Source organism: Sphingomonas sanxanigenens DSM 19645 = NX02 (assembly GCF_000512205.2).
Taxonomy (GTDB): domain Bacteria; phylum Pseudomonadota; class Alphaproteobacteria; order Sphingomonadales; family Sphingomonadaceae; genus Sphingomonas_D; species Sphingomonas_D sanxanigenens.
On record NZ_CP006644.1, the window covers coordinates 4,653,061 to 4,669,621 of the forward strand.

Consider the following 16,561-nt stretch of genomic DNA (forward strand, 5'->3'; position numbering starts at 1 on the left):
GGAGAGAGGAAAAAGGGCGGCGGCCCGGCGGGTCAGACGCCCCGCCGGGCAAGCGCGCGGCGGACCTCGGCATGAGCCGCCTCGTCGAGCGGGAAGCCGTGGATCAACCAGGCGGACAGCGCATGGGCGAGCGCAGGCCCGAGCGCGAAGACGAAGAGCAGGCCGGTCAGCGCGGCGGGCGTGTTGCTTCCCTGCGGGTCGAAGCCGAGCCAGGCGATGAGCGGCAAGGCGACGCCGATCGCGGCGGCCATCGCCGCTTTGCTGGTGAGGCTGAACACCGAGAAGAACAGGGCGGTCCGATCGGTACCGGTATCGAGGCGATGCTTGTCGGCCACGTCGGCGACGATCGAGCGCAGCATCAGATTGCCCGATCCTTGCGCCAGCCCCTGCGCGACGGTGAGCGCGAGCAGCAGTTCGAACCGCGCCGGCGTGACGAGCAGCAGCCCGAGATTGATCACGACCTGCACCAGTTCACCCGCCACCGCGGCACGATGCTTGCCCAGCGTCATGCCGATCCGCATCCAGATCGGCCCTGCGGCGATGCCGAACACGAATTGCAGCAGGAACAGGCCGCTCGCCCATTCGGGGCGCCCCATATAGACGCTGACGAAGAACACGATCAGCGTGCTGCGGACAAGTTGGCCGAAGGTGACCGCGAAGTCCGAACCGATTACGCGCAGCAGCAGCCGGTCCCCCGCGACCAGCACGAGCGTACGGCCGAGGGCCACGCGTTCGCGCGGTGCGGCCGGCGCCGGTGCCTCGGCGAAGGCGTTGAGCGTCAGCGGCAAGGTGATGACCAGGCTGGCGAGCACGACACCGCCGAACACCGCAAGCTTGAGCGGCGCATCCTGCGGGCGGAACTGATCGACCAAGGTCGGCAGCACCAGCACGAGCAGCAGCGCGGAGGATCCGGCAACCGTGGCGAAGGTCGCGACGCGGGTGCGTTCATGATAATGCCCCGAAATCTCGCCGGCCCAGGCGAGATAGGGGATCTGCATCATCGACCAGCCCAGATAGAAGACGAACAAGGTCGCCGCCAGGTGGACGGGCGTGACGCCGGCGGGCGGGAAGAACAACGGGATCGCGGCAAGGCCGTAGAGCACCGCGCCGGCAACGATCCAGCTCTTCCGCCGCCCGAATCGGCTGCGCGTCCGATCGCTGACGATGCCGATCAGCGGGTCCGCCGCCGCACCCCATAGCCGCTCGAACAGGAAGATCAGGCCGATCGTCGCCAGCGGCAGCCCATAATACTGCGCGTAGATCGACGGCAGATAGACGCCCAGCGGCATCTGCGCGGCGTAGATCGGGATGGCGAGCGAGGAGAAGGCGGCGAGCCGCCAGCCGCTTGCGCCGGTGCGTGCGGGGCGAAGCGCGGCATCTGCCCTTTCCCCCGTTCGATGATCATGCAGCAGCGTCGCCATGACCGGCCTCACAACTTGGTACGGAAGGTGGCGCCCCAGGTCCGCGGCTCACCGATCAGCGCGGTGACGAGGCCGGTGTTGCCGGGGCTGAGCGTCTGGAAATAATCTTCGTCGGTCAGGTTCCTGGCCCAGACCGAGAGATCCCACCGTGCGCCGTCGGCACGGATGCCGATGCGCGTGTTGAGCACGCCATAGCCGGGAACGTCGGCGTAGCGGGAATTGCTCGAGGAGGTGTTGAAGGTCGAGCGATGCGAAAAATCGGCGTGACCATAAAGTTCGAGATCGCTGCCCGCAGCGTGCCCGATCGGCTGCGCGGCATCGGCGCCGAGGCTGTAGGTGAATTTCGGCACACCGGGCAGGCGCGCACCGCTCAGATCCTGGATGCCGCCGCGGTTCAGATTTTCCGGCGCCTCCGGGGCGTTGCGATAATCGCGATAGGTCGCGTCGGTATAGGCCGCCGATGCCGAGACGCTTAGCAGCCGGGTCGGCGCATAGATGAGATCGGCCTCGAGCCCGCGTGAGCGGACCTTGGGGATGTTGGCGATGTACTGGCGGAAGTTGACCGTGTTCGCGACCTGCTCGGTGATCGCGGTCTGGTAGTCGCTGATTTCCGACCAGAAGCCTGCGAGGTTGAACGTTACCTGCCGGTTGAGGAACTGGCTTTTGAGGCCGACCTCATAGGCATCCACCTTCTCGGGCCGCACTTCGGGATCGACGCCGGCCGGCAGCGCGGTGAGGTTGAGCCCGCCCGATTTATTGCCGCGGGACCAGGTCGCATAGACCAGCGCATCCGGCGCCACCGCATAAGAGAGGTTGGCAAGCCATGAGAGGCTGTCGTCGGTGAAGCTGGTGCCATAATCGGTGACGGGATTGAACTGGTTGCGGATCGCCGCCGCCGCGGTGGCGACCGCTGCCGGCAGCCCCGTGAGATCGGGGCCCGCGGCATGCCATTGATGATATTCACCCTGCTTCTTCTCATGCGTGTAGCGCAGGCCGGCGGTGAGCTTCAGCGCCTCGCTGAGGTTCCAGGTGCCCTGCCCGAACAGCGCATAGCTGCGCGTCTCCGGCGTGGATGTGGATTGCGCCTCGAACCCGTTCAGCGCCGCGTCGCCGACCACCGCCGGCACCGCGGGCAGGTTCCAGTTGGCCGCCGCCGAACCATAAGCGGTCGCGCCAAAGCCCCTGACGATCTGCCAGAAATAATAGGCTCCGACGACATAATCGATCGTCCGCCCGCCGGTGGAGGCAAGCCGCACCTCCTGGCTGAACTGGCGCTGGCGATTGGCCTGCTGCGCCTTGGTGATGACCGGAAGACCTGTGGAATCGCCGTCATTGGCCGGAGCCCAATCCCACCAGCGATAGGCGGAGACCGATGTCAGCGCGGCACCGCCCAGATCCCAGTCGAGCTGGCCGGAGAAGCCATAGCTCTTCATGTTTGCCTGATAATGGCCGTCGGAATCGCCGCGCCGGTCGAACGGGCGGATCGGCAGCGGCGTGTAGCCGGCGCGCGTTACGCGATCGACGAAGTTGTTGGGGATAGCGGCGCCATTGTCATATGTGCCGAAATAATCGGCCAGCACGTTCAGCACATGATGCTGCCGCTGGCGCGAGAAGTCCGCGATCAGCTTGATCGCGACATCTGCGGAGGGCTTGACCAGCAACTGCCCCCGCGCAGTGAAATTATCATAGTCCTGCGCCGCGCTGTCGTCATGGAGGTTGGTGAGGAAGCCGTCGCGGTGCGTGTCGGCGATCGACAGGCGGAAGGCGACGCTGTCGCCGATCAGCGGTGCGGACAGCGAACCGCGAAGCTGGTGATAGCCATAGTCGCCGAGGCTCGCCTCGCCCGAGAATTCGGGCTCGAAGCTCGGCGCGCGGGTGGTGATATTGATCGCACCCGCAGTCGTGTTCTTGCCGAACAACGTACCCTGGGGACCACGTAGCACCTCGATCTGCTGCAGATCGACAAGATCGAACTGCGATTGGCCGACGCGGCCGTAATAGACATTGTCTATATAGATACCGACACCGTTCTCCAGCCCGTCATTTGTCAGCGCGACATTGGAACCGAGCCCGCGGATATTCACATTGGTGTTGCGCGGATTGAAGCTGAACACCTGCAGGCTGGGCACGAGTTGCTGGATCTGGCCGAGCGAGAAATTGCCGGTAGCTTCGAGTTGCTGCGCGCCGACCACGCTGAGCGCGATCGGTACATCCTGCGCATCCTCGTCGCGGCGGCGCGCCGTGACGACGATTTCACTGTCCGCGTTGGGCGCCGGCGCGAGCGCGACCTCCTCTTCGGAGACCGCCGGACCGGCAGCATAGGCGGGCGACGCGAGAATGGCCGCGAGCGCACCGCCCATTGCAAAGGCTGAGACAAATGGTTTCATTGTTTTGAACATGCTTCCCCGCCACCGGACGCACGCGGGCGCATCCGGCCGACGCACGAGCTTCCCGCTCGCGCGAACGCGATTGATCTTTATGTCTTGGAGCGCCCGGTTCGCGCCGGTCGCCAGTCCGCCCGTACCGCCCTCAGGCGGCAGGCATCATTCGGCTCTGTCGAGCCTGTTGAGATCGCGACACTGCATTCGGTTCCATCCCTTCTATCATCGGGGGATCACGAAGCCGGGCGTCACGCAGCCCTGCATCGCGCTTTAGCCGTTGATCACGCGGAGCAAGCTGCATCCCGTCAAAAGCCGCGGGCCGTCATCATCCTTCAAGGACGGAGCGCCCGGCCAAGGCGCCCTGTTTCACTTTCCCTAGTTAGACAGTGGGGAATTGCAGCGTCAATCCAAGTTTTGGTTTGTCACGGCGAAGTTTGCATGCGCGACGGGGCGATGACGCGCGAACGGGAGACCCCTTCAGGGTGCCGGGTCGGCCGCTCCCCGGCCTGGCTCGGGTTGCCGGGGCATTCCAGCGCGATGCCGGATGGGTTGGCTGAGCGCAGCGCGCGTGCGGCGACGCGGGAAAGAGCGTCGCCAAGGGCGTTGAGCCCCGTCAGCGCCTCGAAGCCCTTTCCCCGCTCTCAAGGGGAGAGGGCTTCGAAAGACATCAATCCTCCGGCGCGATGGTCACGCGCAGGCCGTCCAGTTCCTCGGCGAACGGGATCTGGCACGACAGGCGCGACTGGTCGGTGCGATGGTCGGAGCTGTCGAGCAGGTCGTTCTCGTCCTCGCTCATCGGCGGCAGCTTGTCGGCGAAGGCGGGATCGACATGGATATGGCAGGTGGCGCAGGAACAGCAGCCGCCGCACAGCGCCAGCAGCTCGTCGAAGCCATGATCGCGGATCACCTCCATCACGCTGAGGCCGGCTTCACCCTCCACGGCCTGCTCGGTTCCTTCACGCGTGACCACGATCAGCTTCGGCATTGCGTTCCCCTTCCGTTCTGCTATGCGCATCTCAAAGGCGCGCTATGTGGGCTGAATCCCCTCAAATCAAGCGCCACCGGCTTTGACAAGGGTGAGAATCGGACGGGCGATATGGGTTTGTCCAGCGCGCAACTGAAAGCCTCGCTCGACCATCTGGCTGCGATCGAGCCGCGCATCGCGGCCGCGCTCGCCCGCGTCGGCTACCCCGAACCGCGGATCAATCCGCGCGGCTACGCCACCTTGCTGCGCACCATCGTCGGGCAGCAGGTGAGCTACAAGGCGGCTGCCGCGATGTGGTCCCGGCTCGACGCGGAGATCGGCGGTGTCGAGGACCCTGCGAACATCGTCCGCGCGACCGACGAGATGCTGCGCGCCGGCAGCCTGTCCCGCCAGAAGGCCGGCTATGCGCGCAGCCTGGCGGCAGCGGTCGTGAGCGGCGCGCTCGATTTTCACGCCCTGCCCGAGGACGACGAGGCGGCGATCGCGCAGCTCGTCGCGATCAAGGGCATCGGCCGCTGGTCGGCGGAAGTCTATCTGCTGTTCGCCGAGGGGCGGACGGACATCTGGCCGGCGGGCGACCTCGCCGTGCAGATCGAGACCGGCCGGATCATGGGGCTCGATGCCCGCCCGGACGAGAAGGCGACCCGCGCGATCGCCGAGGCGTGGCGCCCGCATCGTGGCGCCGCTGCGGTCTTCACCTGGCATCATTACAAGACGCCGGTGATCTGACTTTCCGCTGACGTCGATGGCCGGTACCCTCGCCGCCGTGCGACAGGGCGCGCAATAGCGTCGACGAAACGGGAGGAATGAGGGCACATGATGAAGAAAATGATTCTATCGGCTCTGCTCATGGCAGCCACAAGCTTTACCGCACCGCCCCTTTCCGCCGCACCCGCCGCGCCGCTCATCGAGCGCGCCAAGCTGTTCGGCAATCCCAGCCGCGCGCAACTCCGCGTCAGCCCCGACGGCAAATACCTGTCATGGCTCGCCCCGCGCGACGGCGTGATGAACATCTGGATCGCGCCGGCGAACGATGTGTCGAAGGCCAGGCCCTACACTGCCGAGAAGCAGCGCCCGATCGGCCAGCATTACTGGTCCGGCGACTCGCGCATGGTGATGTATGTGCAGGACAAGGGCGGCGACGAGAATTTCCTGCTGTACGGCGTCGATGTCGCGAGCGGAAAGGAAACGCTGCTGACACCGTTCGAGAAGACGCGCGTGCAGGTCGTCGGCACCTCCAAGGCGATCAAGGACAAGATCCTCGTCGGCCTCAACAATCGCGACGCGCGCTGGCACGACGTCCATCTGCTCGATCTCGGGACCGGCAAGCTCACCGAACTGATGCGGGGCGACGGCTTCGCCGGCTTCCTGGCGGACGATACGCTGACCGTGCGGATGGCGCTGCGCCCCAATGAGGCGGGCGGTTATGATTTCTTCCGCGTCGCGAACAACAAGGCGGAGGACAAGCCCTTCTCCTCGACCACGCTCGAGGATTCGCTGACCACCCAGCCCGCCGGCTATACCGCCGACGGCAGCACGCTCTACTGGCTCGACAGCCGCAACCGCGACACCGCGGCGCTGGTCGCGCAGGACGTCGCCAGCGGCACGACGAAGATCGTCGCGGAGAATCCCAAGGCGGATATCGGCGGCACCCTCACCAACCCGCTGACCGGCGTGGTCGAGGCCTATTCGGTCGAATATCTGATGACCGACTGGACCGCGGTCGATCCCGCGATCGGCGCCGACATCGCCTTCCTCAAGGGCAAGCTGAAGGGCGATGTCAGCATCACATCGCGGACCGACGACGACAGCGTCTGGACGATCTACAACGATCCGGTCACCGGCCCGCCGACCGCCTATCTCTACAAGCGCGGTACCAAGGCGCTGGAGAAGCTCTACGTCACCTGGCCCGAACTGGAAGGCGCACCGCTGGTGCCGATGCGCGGCGTCGAGATCGGCACGCGCGACGGGCTGACGATGACCGCCTATCTCAGCCTGCCGCCGGGCAGCGATGCGAATGGCGACGGCAAGCCGGACAGCCCGGTGCCGATGGTGCTGTTCGTTCATGGCGGCCCGTGGGCGCGCGACAGCTATGGCTACAACCCCTATCACCAATGGCTGGCGAACCGGGGCTATGCGGTGCTCTCGGTCAATTATCGCGGCTCGACCGGGTTCGGGAAGACGTTCATCTCCGCCGGCGACCTCCAGTGGGGCGCGAAGATGCACGACGACCTGATCGACGCGGTCGACTGGGCGGTGAAGGGCGGCATCACCGCCAAGGACAAGGTGGCGATCATGGGCGGCAGCTATGGCGGCTACGCCACGCTCGCCGGCCTCGCCTTCACGCCGGACACCTTCGCGTGCGGCGTCGACATCGTCGGCCCCTCCAACCTGGAGACTTTGCTCAAGACGATCCCGCCCTATTGGACCGCGGGCATCCAGCAATTCTACCAGCGCATGGGCAATCCCAACACGCCGGACGGGCTGGCGCTGCTCAAGGAGCGCTCGCCGCTCTACAAGGCGGACAGGATCGTGAAGCCGCTGCTGATCGGCCAGGGCGCCAATGATCCGCGCGTCAACCAGGCGGAAAGCGACCAGATCGTCAGCGCGATGCGCGCGAAGAACATCCCCGTAACCTATGTGCTGTTCCCGGACGAGGGCCATGGCTTCCACCGCCCGGAGAACAACATCGCGTTCAACGCGGTGGCGGAGGGCTTCCTCGGCAAATGCCTGGGCGGCCGCGCCGAGCCGATCGGCGGCACGGTGAAGGCGTCCACCGCGCAGGTGCCGCATGGCGCGGAATTCACGCCGGGGCTGGCGGACGCGCTGAAGAAGTAGGTTCAACCCTTCCCTCCCCTGAAGGGGATGCGGCATTCGCACATCTCGTTGCGACCGCGTCTTTCCCTCGCCCCTGCGGGGAGAGGGAAAGGTCCGCGCAGCGGACCAGGGAGAGGGGCAGTCGCGCCAAGCGTACAGGTCTTACACGTTCGCACTGAAAAGTCGGCGGAGCCGCAATGCTGAACCCTCAAAACCGTTACGCCTTGCGCGACTTTCCCCCTCTCCCTGTCCCTCTCCCCGTAGGGGCGAGGGAACGCAGCGGCAGCCCCGCTCAATCCATCGAAGATGTGCGAATCTGATAGCCCCTGAAGGGGAGGGGCCATATCGCGCATCCCCTCCCCGCTCGCCTCCGTAGCTACCCCGCATGGCGGCAGGGCATTCCAGCCGTCGTCATGATCCGCTAATCTGCGCGCACGCGGCACCCGCCAGCCTGGGGCCGTGACAGGGGGTAGGGATGGGCAGGCCGTTCAACGCGATCCAGGAAACCATGCTGCTTGCCATCACCGAGGCGTTCTTCGCCGATCGGGTGATGGCGATCCCGCCCGAGCAGGTCGTCGACAACATCCAGCACCAGTTCGGACTGATCGAGGGCAGCGCGCGCGACACGATCGGCCTGTCGCTCTATGCGCTCGGCGCCGCGCTCGGCGGCCCTCTCTTCCTGCTCAAATCGCCGCGCGAGCGCATGGAGGTGATCGAGGAGCGGCTGGCGAAGTCGCAGATCGACCTGCTGCAGGACCTCGCCCGCACCCGCGGCGTGATCTACGCCGGCTATTACGGCCATTGGGAAGGCTGCACCGAAGAGGATAATCTCCACAACCCGGTGCTGAACCAGATCGGTTTCGTGCTGCCCAAATATCGCGTCCGCAATCCCGCCACCGACGTCGAGATCAAGCCGCAATATGAGCGTGAACTGACCCACAAGGATTTCGTCGGCCATGGCGCGGTGCCGGCGAGCGTCGGCGTGATCGTGGTCGGGTCCGGCGCGGGCGGCGCGGTCGCGGCGGCGACATTGGCGAAGAAATGGGGCCATGACGTGCTCGTGATCGAGGCGGGGGCGCATTACCCCTCGACCCGCATCACGCATGAGGAACGGCGGATGACCGCCAAGCTTTTCGTCAACGGCGCGCTGCAGACGAGCAGGGACAATGATTTCATCATCTTCCAGGGCCGCTGCGTCGGCGGATCGACGGTGATCAACAACGGCATCGCGCTGCGCATGAAGGAGCCGGGGCTGACGCACCCGCAGGCGCGCGACGTGTTCCTCGACTGGGAATCGATCGGCGCGCCGGTGGACGAGGCGGCGTTCAACGCAGCCTATGAATCGATCGAGGAAAGGCTGGAGATCGGCGAGATCGAGCATCGCAGCGGCCGCAACAACGGCCCGCATTTGCTGAACGGCTGGAAGCTCCACGCCGCGGCGACGGGCGATCCCAGGGACCAGACGGCGATCACGCGCTGGTTCAAGAAGAATTATGGGCCGGCCTCCGCCGGCGCGCATTGTGCCTATTGCGGCTATTGCAACACCGGCTGCCCCTATGGCCGCAAGCATGGCATGGCCCAGTCCTACCTGCTCGACGCGCGCAAGGCCGGCGCGCGCATCCTTGCCGAGGCGACCGTCAGGCGCATCCTGTGGCGCGACAGCGAGGATGGCGACGGCCGCAAGGTCGCCACCGGCGTCGAGGTGGAGCTGGAGGACGGATCGACCTGCCGGATCGCCGCGACCACCGGCGTCGTCGTCGCCGCCGGCACCATGGCGTCGAGCCGCCTGCTCGACGACAGCGGCATCGAGAATACCGGGCGCGACATCTCGCTCAACATCGCCTGCCCGGTGGTGGGGCTGATGCCCCCCGGCCATCAGGTCAATGCGTGGGACGAGGACCAGATGGCGACCTATGTCGATCGCGGCGACTTCCTGATCGAGTCGCACTTCCAGCCGCCGATGAGCATGTCGACCTTGATGCCGGGCTGGGGGCCCGAGCATCACCGCCGCATGCTCAACTATAACCGGCTGGCATCCGCCGGCGTGCTGTTCCCGGCGGATCGGTGCGGGCGGCTGGAGGGTGGCAAGCTGGCGTTCAAGCTGTCGCCGCACGTCGAGCTGCCGCTGCTGCGCCGCGCGCTCGCGGCGCTGATCGACGTGCATTTCAGGAATGGCGCGATCGAGGTTTACCCCGCACTCGCCCGCGGCGACACGCTCTATCCCGGGATGGACGTCGACGCCTTCCTGAAGGACCGTATCCGCGAAGCGGACGACGTCACCCTGTCGAGCTCGCATCCGCACGGCGGCAACTGCATGAACGCGGATCCGAAGAAGGGCGTGGTCGATCTCGACTGCCGCGTCCACGGCACCGCCAATGTCCTCGTGACGGACGCCAGCGTGCTTCCGAGCTGCATCCGCGTCAACGCGCAGCTCACGACTATGGCGATGGCGCGCTATGCCACCGCGCGCGCCGATCCTTTCGCCTGAGCCGGGGCGCAAGCCGCTTCCTTCGTTCGAATTTCGCCTTATGAGAAGCGGCTCTGTGGGAGGCGCGGGATGATCATCGGCATCGATCTGGGGACGACCAACAGCGCCGCCGCGCTCTGGCGCGACGGCGAGTCGGTGCTGATTCCCAACAGCCTGGGCGATCTGCTGACGCCGTCCGCGGTGGGGCTGACCGACGATGGCGAGGTTCTGGTCGGCATGGCCGCGCGCGATCGCCAGCCGACGCACCCCAAGCTGACCGGCACCGTGTTCAAGCGGCTGATGGGCACGCACCAGCCGGTGCGCATCGGCCGGCGCGATTTCTCGCCCGAGGAACTCTCCGCGCTGGTGCTGCGCAACATCAAGGCGGATGCCGAGGCCTTCACCGGCGAGACGGTGGACCAGGCGGTGATCACCGTGCCCGCCTATTTCAACGATCGCCAGCGCAAGGCGACGCGCCGCGCCGGGCAGATGGCGGGGCTCACTGTCGAGCGGCTGATCAACGAGCCGACCGCCGCCGCGCTCGCCTATGGCATCCATCAGCGCGACGATGGCGCGCCCTTCCTGGTCTTCGACCTTGGCGGCGGCACCTTCGACGTCTCGATCGTCGAGATCTTCGACGGCATCATCGAGGTGCGCGCCTCGGCCGGCGACAACCGGCTGGGCGGCGAGGATTTCAACCATCTGATGGTCCAGCTCGCCCGCGAGAAGATCGACCCCAAGGGTAAGCTGGGCGATCCCAACGATCCCGCCATCGTCGAGCTGATGCGCGCCGCGGCCGAGCGCACCCGCCGCGCGCTGACCGACCGCCAGACCGCGCCGTTCAGCCTGGTCTGGAAGGGCGAGGCCTATGAGGCGGACGTCGATGCCGACGAATTCGAGCAGCGTTGCGAGCCGCTGATCGCGCGGCTGCGCGAGCCGGTGCTGCGCTCGCTGCGCGACAGCAACATCAAGGTCGACGGGCTCAGCGAGATCATCATGGTGGGCGGCGCCACCCGCATGCCGGTGGTTCGCCGCGCGGTCACCCGCATGTTCGGCCGCTTTCCCAACACCACCCTCCACCCCGACCATGCGGTGGCGCTGGGGGCGGCGGTGCAGGCCGGGCTCAAGTCCCGCGACGCGGCGCTGAAGGAAATCCGCCTTACCGACGTCTGCCCCTTCACCCTAGGTGTCGACACCGCCGAGCGCGACTTCAAGGGCAATGTCCGCACCGGCATCTTCGCCCCGATCATCGAGCGCAACACGGTGCTGCCGGCGAGCCGCGTCAACATCTTCTCGACGATGCAGGACAATCAGCGCGAGGTGCTGTTCAACGTCTACCAGGGCGAGGCCCGCGACGTTTCCGCCAATGTCCATCTCGGCAAGGTCAGCGTGCCGGTGCCGCGCGGGCCGGCGGGCACGGTCGCGATCGAATGCCGCTTCAGCTACGACGCCTCGGGCCTGCTGGAGGTGGACGTCACCGTGCCGCAGACCGGCACCACCCGCCAGCTGGTGATCTGCGACGAAGAGGATGCCGCGGCCGACCGCGACATCGAGGGACGGCGCAAGGCGCTCGCCGCGCTCAAGGTCCACCCGCGCGAGGAGGATCGCAACGCCGCGACGCTCGCGCGTGCCGGCCGCTGCTATGAATCGCTGCTGAGGGAGCGGCGCGACTATATCGGCAAGGTCATCACCCACTTCCTGTCGGTGCTCGACGCGCAGGAACCGCGCGCGATCGAGGAAGCCCGCGGCAATCTCGAGGCGCTGCTCGATGAAATCGAGGGTGAGCGCTACTTGTGAGCCGCCCCGGCTGGCCCTGGGACAGGCTGGGGATCGGGCGAACGCCGGATACACGCGCGATCCGCCGCGCCTATGCCACCGCGCTCAAGGCGATCGACCCCGAAACCGATCCCGACGCCTTCCGGGCACTGCGCGAGGCCTATGAGCAGGCGCTGGCGTTGGCGCCCTATGCCGCCGACGCGCCGGAGGAAGACGACGAGGTCGACGGGGACGCGGCGGACGGGGACGCGTTCGGGCACGAGGACGATGCCGCGTCGGCCGAGCCGTTGCACTGGCGGGGGCCGGACGACGCCGACGCCGGACCCGGCACCGTCGAATGGGCGATCGGCAGCGAGACGGATGACGGCTGGCCGGCCGATCCCGATCCATTCCCGCAATCGGACGCGCCCGACGCGCCAGACGCGCTCGAACAGGCGATCGGGCGGCTCCACGCGCAGCTTTGCGACGAGGGCGCCGCACCGGATGAGCTGGCGCGCAGCGCCGAGGCCGTGCTCGCCGCGATCGATGTCGCGCCGCTCGATCGCGCCGACGAAGCCGAACGCTGGCTGTGCCACATGCTGATCGAGCGCTCGCCACGATCCGATCCGGTGCTGATCCCCGTCGCCCGCCATTTCGGCTGGCACCGCGAGGCGGCGACCTATCGGCGGAACATGCCGATCGCGCAGGTGGTCGAGCGCGCGCGCGCCGCGCATTATCGCGACAACAGCCTGCTCCGCACGGCGGGGGCCCGCCGCGCCTGGGCGCTGCTGACGGGCAAGGTCGCGCCCAGCCGTTTCTGGCCGGTGACCGCCGTCGATCGCTTCCGGATCGCCGTTCTGCTCGACCGGATCCGCAACGACCATCCCGTGCTGGAGGATGATTTCGATCCCCGCGCGCTCGCCTGGTGGCAGGCACGCGCGGACGAATGGCGGCGGATCAAGGCGATTGCAGGCTGGCTGCTGATCGTGGCGCCCGCCATCGCCGCCGCGATCGCCGGGACGATGCCGCGCGGAGACGCGCCCTTCCTCTGGACCTATCCGCCGGTGGCAGCCGCGATCAGCCTCGCCGGCCTCGCCTATCGGCACAGGACGGCCCAGCCGCCGACCCCATGGGTAGCTGTCGCGCTCGCTTTGCTGTTCCTGCTGTTGCCGCTGGCTGCGCTGGTCCCGGCGACGACGGCGTCGGTGCTGTTGCTCGCGGTTGCGTCCGTGATCGGCTTCGTCTTCACCGCCGGCCCCGCCCCCGCCGTCGAGCACCCGCCGCAAACCCTGCTCGCCTTGCTGCACCGCCATGGCTTGCTGCTGATCGGCACCATCCTGCTGTGGCACGGCGTCGGGCGCATGGACTGGACGCCCTGGCTGCAGATCGCGCTGCCCGCCGGCGTGCTGGGGGTGGCGGCCGTCTTCCTGCAGGATCGGGCGGAACTGTGGCTGGCGCAGCGGACGCGCGCGCAGCGACGCGTCAGCCGGATTGCGCTGATGCTGCTGTCGCTCGCCCTCGCCGCCGCCTGGCTGCCCGAGGTGAACACGCATGTCCCGAACGGTGTGCCGCTGGCGGCATCGGCGATGGCGATCGTCGCGCAGCACCTGCTGGTCTCCGCCCCCGCCCTCCGCCGCAGCCAGATGGCGGGCGTGCTGTTCGTGCCGCTGTGGATCGCGGTGATCTACGGGCCGGGCGCGCTGCTGCTGCTGGCGACCCTGGTCTTCATCCTCGCGCTGCGCGCGGCGTGGCACGAATGATGGCGGACCTGCGCCGGGCCGCGCGACCGCGGATCATTACGGGTCTTTCCCGTGGCGACCGCCGTCGATAGAGGAGCGCGGATGCGCAGCGAAGACAGCAACACCCCGTGGTGGGAACGCCGGACCACCATGGTCCTGCTGACGCTGATCGCCTTCGTGCCGCTGCTGTGGCCCGATATCCCGCCGATGGTGGACCTGCCGGGCCATATGGGCCGCTATCGCATCCAGCTCGACCTCGCCACCTCGCCCTTCCTGAAGCAGTGGTACAGTTTCGACTGGGCGCTGATCGGCAATCTCGGCGTCGACCTGCTGATCGAGCCGCTGCACTGGCTCGGACTGGGGCTGGAGCCTTCGGTCAAACTGATCGTGATGACGATCCCGCCGCTGACGGTGGCGGGCTTCCTGCTGGTGGCGCGCGAGGTGCACGGCCGCGTGCCGCCGACCGCGATGTTCGCGCTGCCGCTGGCGTTCAACTTCCCATTCATCTTCGGCTTCGTGAATTTCGCGCTGTCGATGGCGCTCGCCTTCATCGCGTTCGGGCTGTGGCTGCGGATGGCGCGGACCGGCCATCTTCGGCTGCGCGCGATCGTCTTCGTTCCGATTTCCTGCGCGGTGTGGGTGACCCACGCCTTCGGCTGGGGCACGCTGGGCGTGCTCGCCTTCTCCGCCGAGCTGATCCGCGCGCTCGATCGGGGCGACAGGTTCGTCCGCGCCTGCTTCCGCGCGGGCATCAACTGCCTGCCGCTCACCCCGCCGATGGTGCTGATGCTGGTGTGGCGCGGCCAGGATCCGACCGCGCAGACCGGGGACTGGTTCAACTGGCAGGCCAAGATCTCCTGGTTCGCGATGGTGCTGCGCGACCGCTGGCTGATCTGCGACATGCTGTCGCTGGCGGTGCTGATCATCGTGATGCTGGAGGCGCTGCGCGACAAGCGGCTGACCTTCTCGCGCAACCTCGCCATCTCCGCCTTGTTCCTGCTCGCGGTGTTCATCATCCTGCCGCGCATCGTCTTCGGATCCGCCTATGCGGACATGCGGCTCGCGCCCTTCATGGTGGCGGTGGCGCTGATCGCGATCCGGCCGCGCCCCGAAACCGACCTCAGGTTCCGGCGCAGCGTCGCGGTGGTGGCGGCGCTGTTCATGGTGCTGCGGCTGGGCGCCAACACCGCCAGCTTCTGGCTGTTCGACCGCGCGTACGACCGCGAACTCGCCGCGCTGGACCATGTGCCGCGCGGCGCGCGGATGATGTCCTACGTCGGCAAGGATTGCGTCACGCCGTGGATGATGCACCGCTTCGAGCATATGCCGGGGCTGGCGATCGTGCGGCGGGAGGCCTTTTCCAACGATCAGTGGGTGGCGGCCGGCGCGCAGCTCGTCCGCACCCATTTCCCGACCGGCTGGCGCTATTCGCGTGACCCGTCGCAGATCGTCACCGGCCCGCGCTGCCGTGGCGAGGTGTGGTGGCCGCTCAATCGCTCGCTCGCGCATCTGCCGCGCGAGCGTTTCGACTATGTCTGGCTGATCGCGCCGCGCCGCCACGACCCGCGGCTGATGGAAGGCATGACCGAGATCTGGCGCCAGGGCAGCAGCAGCCTCTGGCGCATCGACAGCCGCGCCGCGCCCGCCGCCGCCGCCGACTATCCGATCCCGCCCCGCATCATCCGGGTGCGATAGAGGCCCGTCGGCGCTACCGGCACGGCCCCCACTGCACCGCCTCGAACCGGTCGGCGTTGCGGTTGGCGCCGCGCAGCGACGCCAGCGTCGGCACCGGCCCCGCGCGCAATATCGCATTGTACCAGCCGATCTGGCCGCCGAGCGCGGGGATACGCCGATTGATCTCCAGCGCGACGGGGGGCCACCCGGGCGCGCCGACCGCAAACATCTCGCTTTCCGAATCGCCGAACGCGTCGCCGCCGCTGCCGCACGCGATCCGCGTCGCCGACAGCCCCTCCGCCCGCAGCGCCGCCGGCACCTCGAACGCGCCGACGCCGCCGCTTTCCTGCCACGAGAAGGCAGCCGTCTCGATCCGGCCGCCCCCGCCGATCGCGACGTGAAAATCGCCGAGGTTGCCGTTCGCCGCGATCGTTTGTGGCGCGACCGGCGGATCGTTGCGCGGCGCCCATCGCACCGTCGGCAGCGCCGCCTTGGCCGCCGCCACGCCCTGCAGCGCCGCCGGTGCCCGCTGCAGCAGGCCGATCATCGCGCGCGCCACCGGCCGGCTCGCGACGATACGCGACCAGTGCGCGCCGCACGTCTGCTTGATGTCACCCGCCGGCAGCCCCGCGCGCTGCCGCTCCGCGCGGCATTCCGCCAGCATCTCGGCCTGCGATCTGGGCGCCGGAGCCGCCGGTGCGGGGGCGATGACCGGCCGGTTGCCGCCGGATGCCGGTGGCGCCGCCGCCCCTTTGGCCTGCGCGCCACTGACCGGAACCGCGTCGAAGCGCCGGCCAGCGGCGTCGTAGCGCAGCTGATAGCCGCACAGCGGGCTGGCGCCGCACGCCTGCCCCACCTTCACCACCTGGACCAGCAGCGGCGTATGCTGGACGAGGCGATAGCCCGCGACGATGCTGCGCCATGCACTGAAAGCGGCACCGTCCGGCTCGGTCACGAAGATTTCCAGCACCGAGGCACCGACCACGCGGAACACGCCCTCCTGCCCCGTGCAGCCATAGCGCCCCTCGCTCAGCAGATAATCGGGCACCCCATCGCCGCTATAGTCGTGGATGAAGAGATAGGGCCGGGGATTGGGGCGGCCGCCGGCGGCGCGGCAGCGCGCGTCGAGATCGGCGATGCGCGCCTGCACCTGCTGCGGCATATCGGCGGGGAACCGGTCCGCCGGCATCTGCGCCGGCAGCGCCATCGGCGCGGCGAGGCCGACAAGCAGGGTCAGGGCAGGCAACGCTCTGGTCATCATCGCCTCCGTCGAACGGTCCAGGGCAACGCTACACGAACAGCATGACCGGGCCGCAGGCACC

At 67.8% G+C, this 16,561-nt stretch carries 10 protein-coding genes; 6 read left to right on the top strand and 4 right to left on the bottom strand.

The window, feature by feature from the left end; genetic code table 11:
- Window positions 1-32: 32 nt before the first annotated feature.
- The 3 genes from NX02_RS21420 to NX02_RS21430 form a co-directional block, all read right to left on the bottom strand.
- On the bottom strand, window positions 33-1,421 hold the full coding sequence (locus NX02_RS21420; RefSeq protein ID WP_039996753.1) for an MFS transporter: 1,389 nt from the start codon (window positions 1,419-1,421) through the stop codon (window positions 33-35).
- 8 nt (window positions 1,422-1,429) lie between these two features.
- On the bottom strand, window positions 1,430-3,808 hold the full coding sequence (locus NX02_RS21425; RefSeq protein WP_039996755.1) for a TonB-dependent receptor: 2,379 nt from the start codon (window positions 3,806-3,808) through the stop codon (window positions 1,430-1,432).
- A gap of 661 nt (window positions 3,809-4,469) precedes the next feature.
- Window positions 4,470-4,787 carry a 2Fe-2S iron-sulfur cluster-binding protein gene (locus NX02_RS21430; protein WP_025294215.1) on the bottom strand — a complete coding sequence of 106 codons (318 nt, stop codon included), beginning with the start codon at window positions 4,785-4,787 and terminating at the stop codon, window positions 4,470-4,472.
- Window positions 4,788-4,898: 111 nt separating this feature from the next.
- On the opposite strand from NX02_RS21430, the gene NX02_RS21435 reads away from it, so the two are divergent.
- The 6 genes from NX02_RS21435 to NX02_RS21460 all read left to right on the top strand — a co-directional run bounded on the left by NX02_RS21435 (window position 4,899) and on the right by NX02_RS21460 (window position 15,260).
- Entirely contained in the window at window positions 4,899-5,516 is a 618-nt protein-coding gene (locus NX02_RS21435) for a DNA-3-methyladenine glycosylase family protein (RefSeq protein WP_025294216.1), read from the top strand.
- A gap of 120 nt (window positions 5,517-5,636) precedes the next feature.
- Window positions 5,637-7,625 carry a S9 family peptidase gene (locus NX02_RS21440; RefSeq protein ID WP_025294217.1) on the top strand — a complete coding sequence of 663 codons (1,989 nt, stop codon included), beginning with the start codon at window positions 5,637-5,639 and terminating at the stop codon, window positions 7,623-7,625.
- Between the two features lie 454 nt (window positions 7,626-8,079).
- Window positions 8,080-10,092: a GMC family oxidoreductase N-terminal domain-containing protein gene (locus tag NX02_RS21445; RefSeq protein WP_025294218.1), complete on the top strand. Its 2,013-nt coding sequence runs from the start codon at window positions 8,080-8,082 to the stop codon at window positions 10,090-10,092.
- Window positions 10,093-10,161: 69 nt separating this feature from the next.
- A complete protein-coding gene (locus NX02_RS21450) occupies window positions 10,162-11,868 on the top strand; it encodes an Hsp70 family protein (RefSeq protein ID WP_025294219.1) in 1,707 nt (568 codons plus the stop codon).
- Window positions 11,865-13,586 carry an ICP22 family protein gene (locus NX02_RS21455; RefSeq protein ID WP_025294220.1) on the top strand — a complete coding sequence of 574 codons (1,722 nt, stop codon included), beginning with the start codon at window positions 11,865-11,867 and terminating at the stop codon, window positions 13,584-13,586. Before NX02_RS21450 ends, NX02_RS21455 begins: the two co-directional genes overlap by 4 nt.
- A gap of 81 nt (window positions 13,587-13,667) precedes the next feature.
- Complete coding sequence (locus tag NX02_RS21460; protein ID WP_025294221.1) at window positions 13,668-15,260, top strand: membrane protein; 1,593 nt, start codon at window positions 13,668-13,670, stop codon at window positions 15,258-15,260.
- 13 nt (window positions 15,261-15,273) lie between these two features.
- On the opposite strand, the gene NX02_RS21465 is transcribed toward NX02_RS21460, so the two are convergent.
- Window positions 15,274-16,497 carry a hypothetical protein gene (locus NX02_RS21465; protein WP_162232716.1) on the bottom strand — a complete coding sequence of 408 codons (1,224 nt, stop codon included), beginning with the start codon at window positions 16,495-16,497 and terminating at the stop codon, window positions 15,274-15,276.
- Window positions 16,498-16,561: the final 64 nt, after the last annotated feature.

Bases quoted from the DNA above. Each gene is read 5' to 3' on its own strand.
- NX02_RS21420 (WP_039996753.1), bottom strand. From the start codon at position 1,421: ATGGCGACGCTGCTGCATGATCATCGAACGGGGGAAAGGGCAGATGCC.
- NX02_RS21425 (WP_039996755.1), bottom strand. From the start codon at position 3,808: ATGAAACCATTTGTCTCAGCCTTTGCAATGGGCGGTGCGCTCGCGGCC.
- NX02_RS21430 (WP_025294215.1), bottom strand. From the start codon at position 4,787: ATGCCGAAGCTGATCGTGGTCACGCGTGAAGGAACCGAGCAGGCCGTG.
- NX02_RS21435 (WP_025294216.1), top strand. From the start codon at position 4,899: ATGGGTTTGTCCAGCGCGCAACTGAAAGCCTCGCTCGACCATCTGGCT.
- NX02_RS21440 (WP_025294217.1), top strand. From the start codon at position 5,637: ATGGCAGCCACAAGCTTTACCGCACCGCCCCTTTCCGCCGCACCCGCC.
- NX02_RS21445 (WP_025294218.1), top strand. From the start codon at position 8,080: ATGGGCAGGCCGTTCAACGCGATCCAGGAAACCATGCTGCTTGCCATC.
- NX02_RS21450 (WP_025294219.1), top strand. From the start codon at position 10,162: ATGATCATCGGCATCGATCTGGGGACGACCAACAGCGCCGCCGCGCTC.
- NX02_RS21460 (WP_025294221.1), top strand. From the start codon at position 13,668: ATGCGCAGCGAAGACAGCAACACCCCGTGGTGGGAACGCCGGACCACC.
- NX02_RS21465 (WP_162232716.1), bottom strand. From the start codon at position 16,497: ATGACCAGAGCGTTGCCTGCCCTGACCCTGCTTGTCGGCCTCGCCGCG.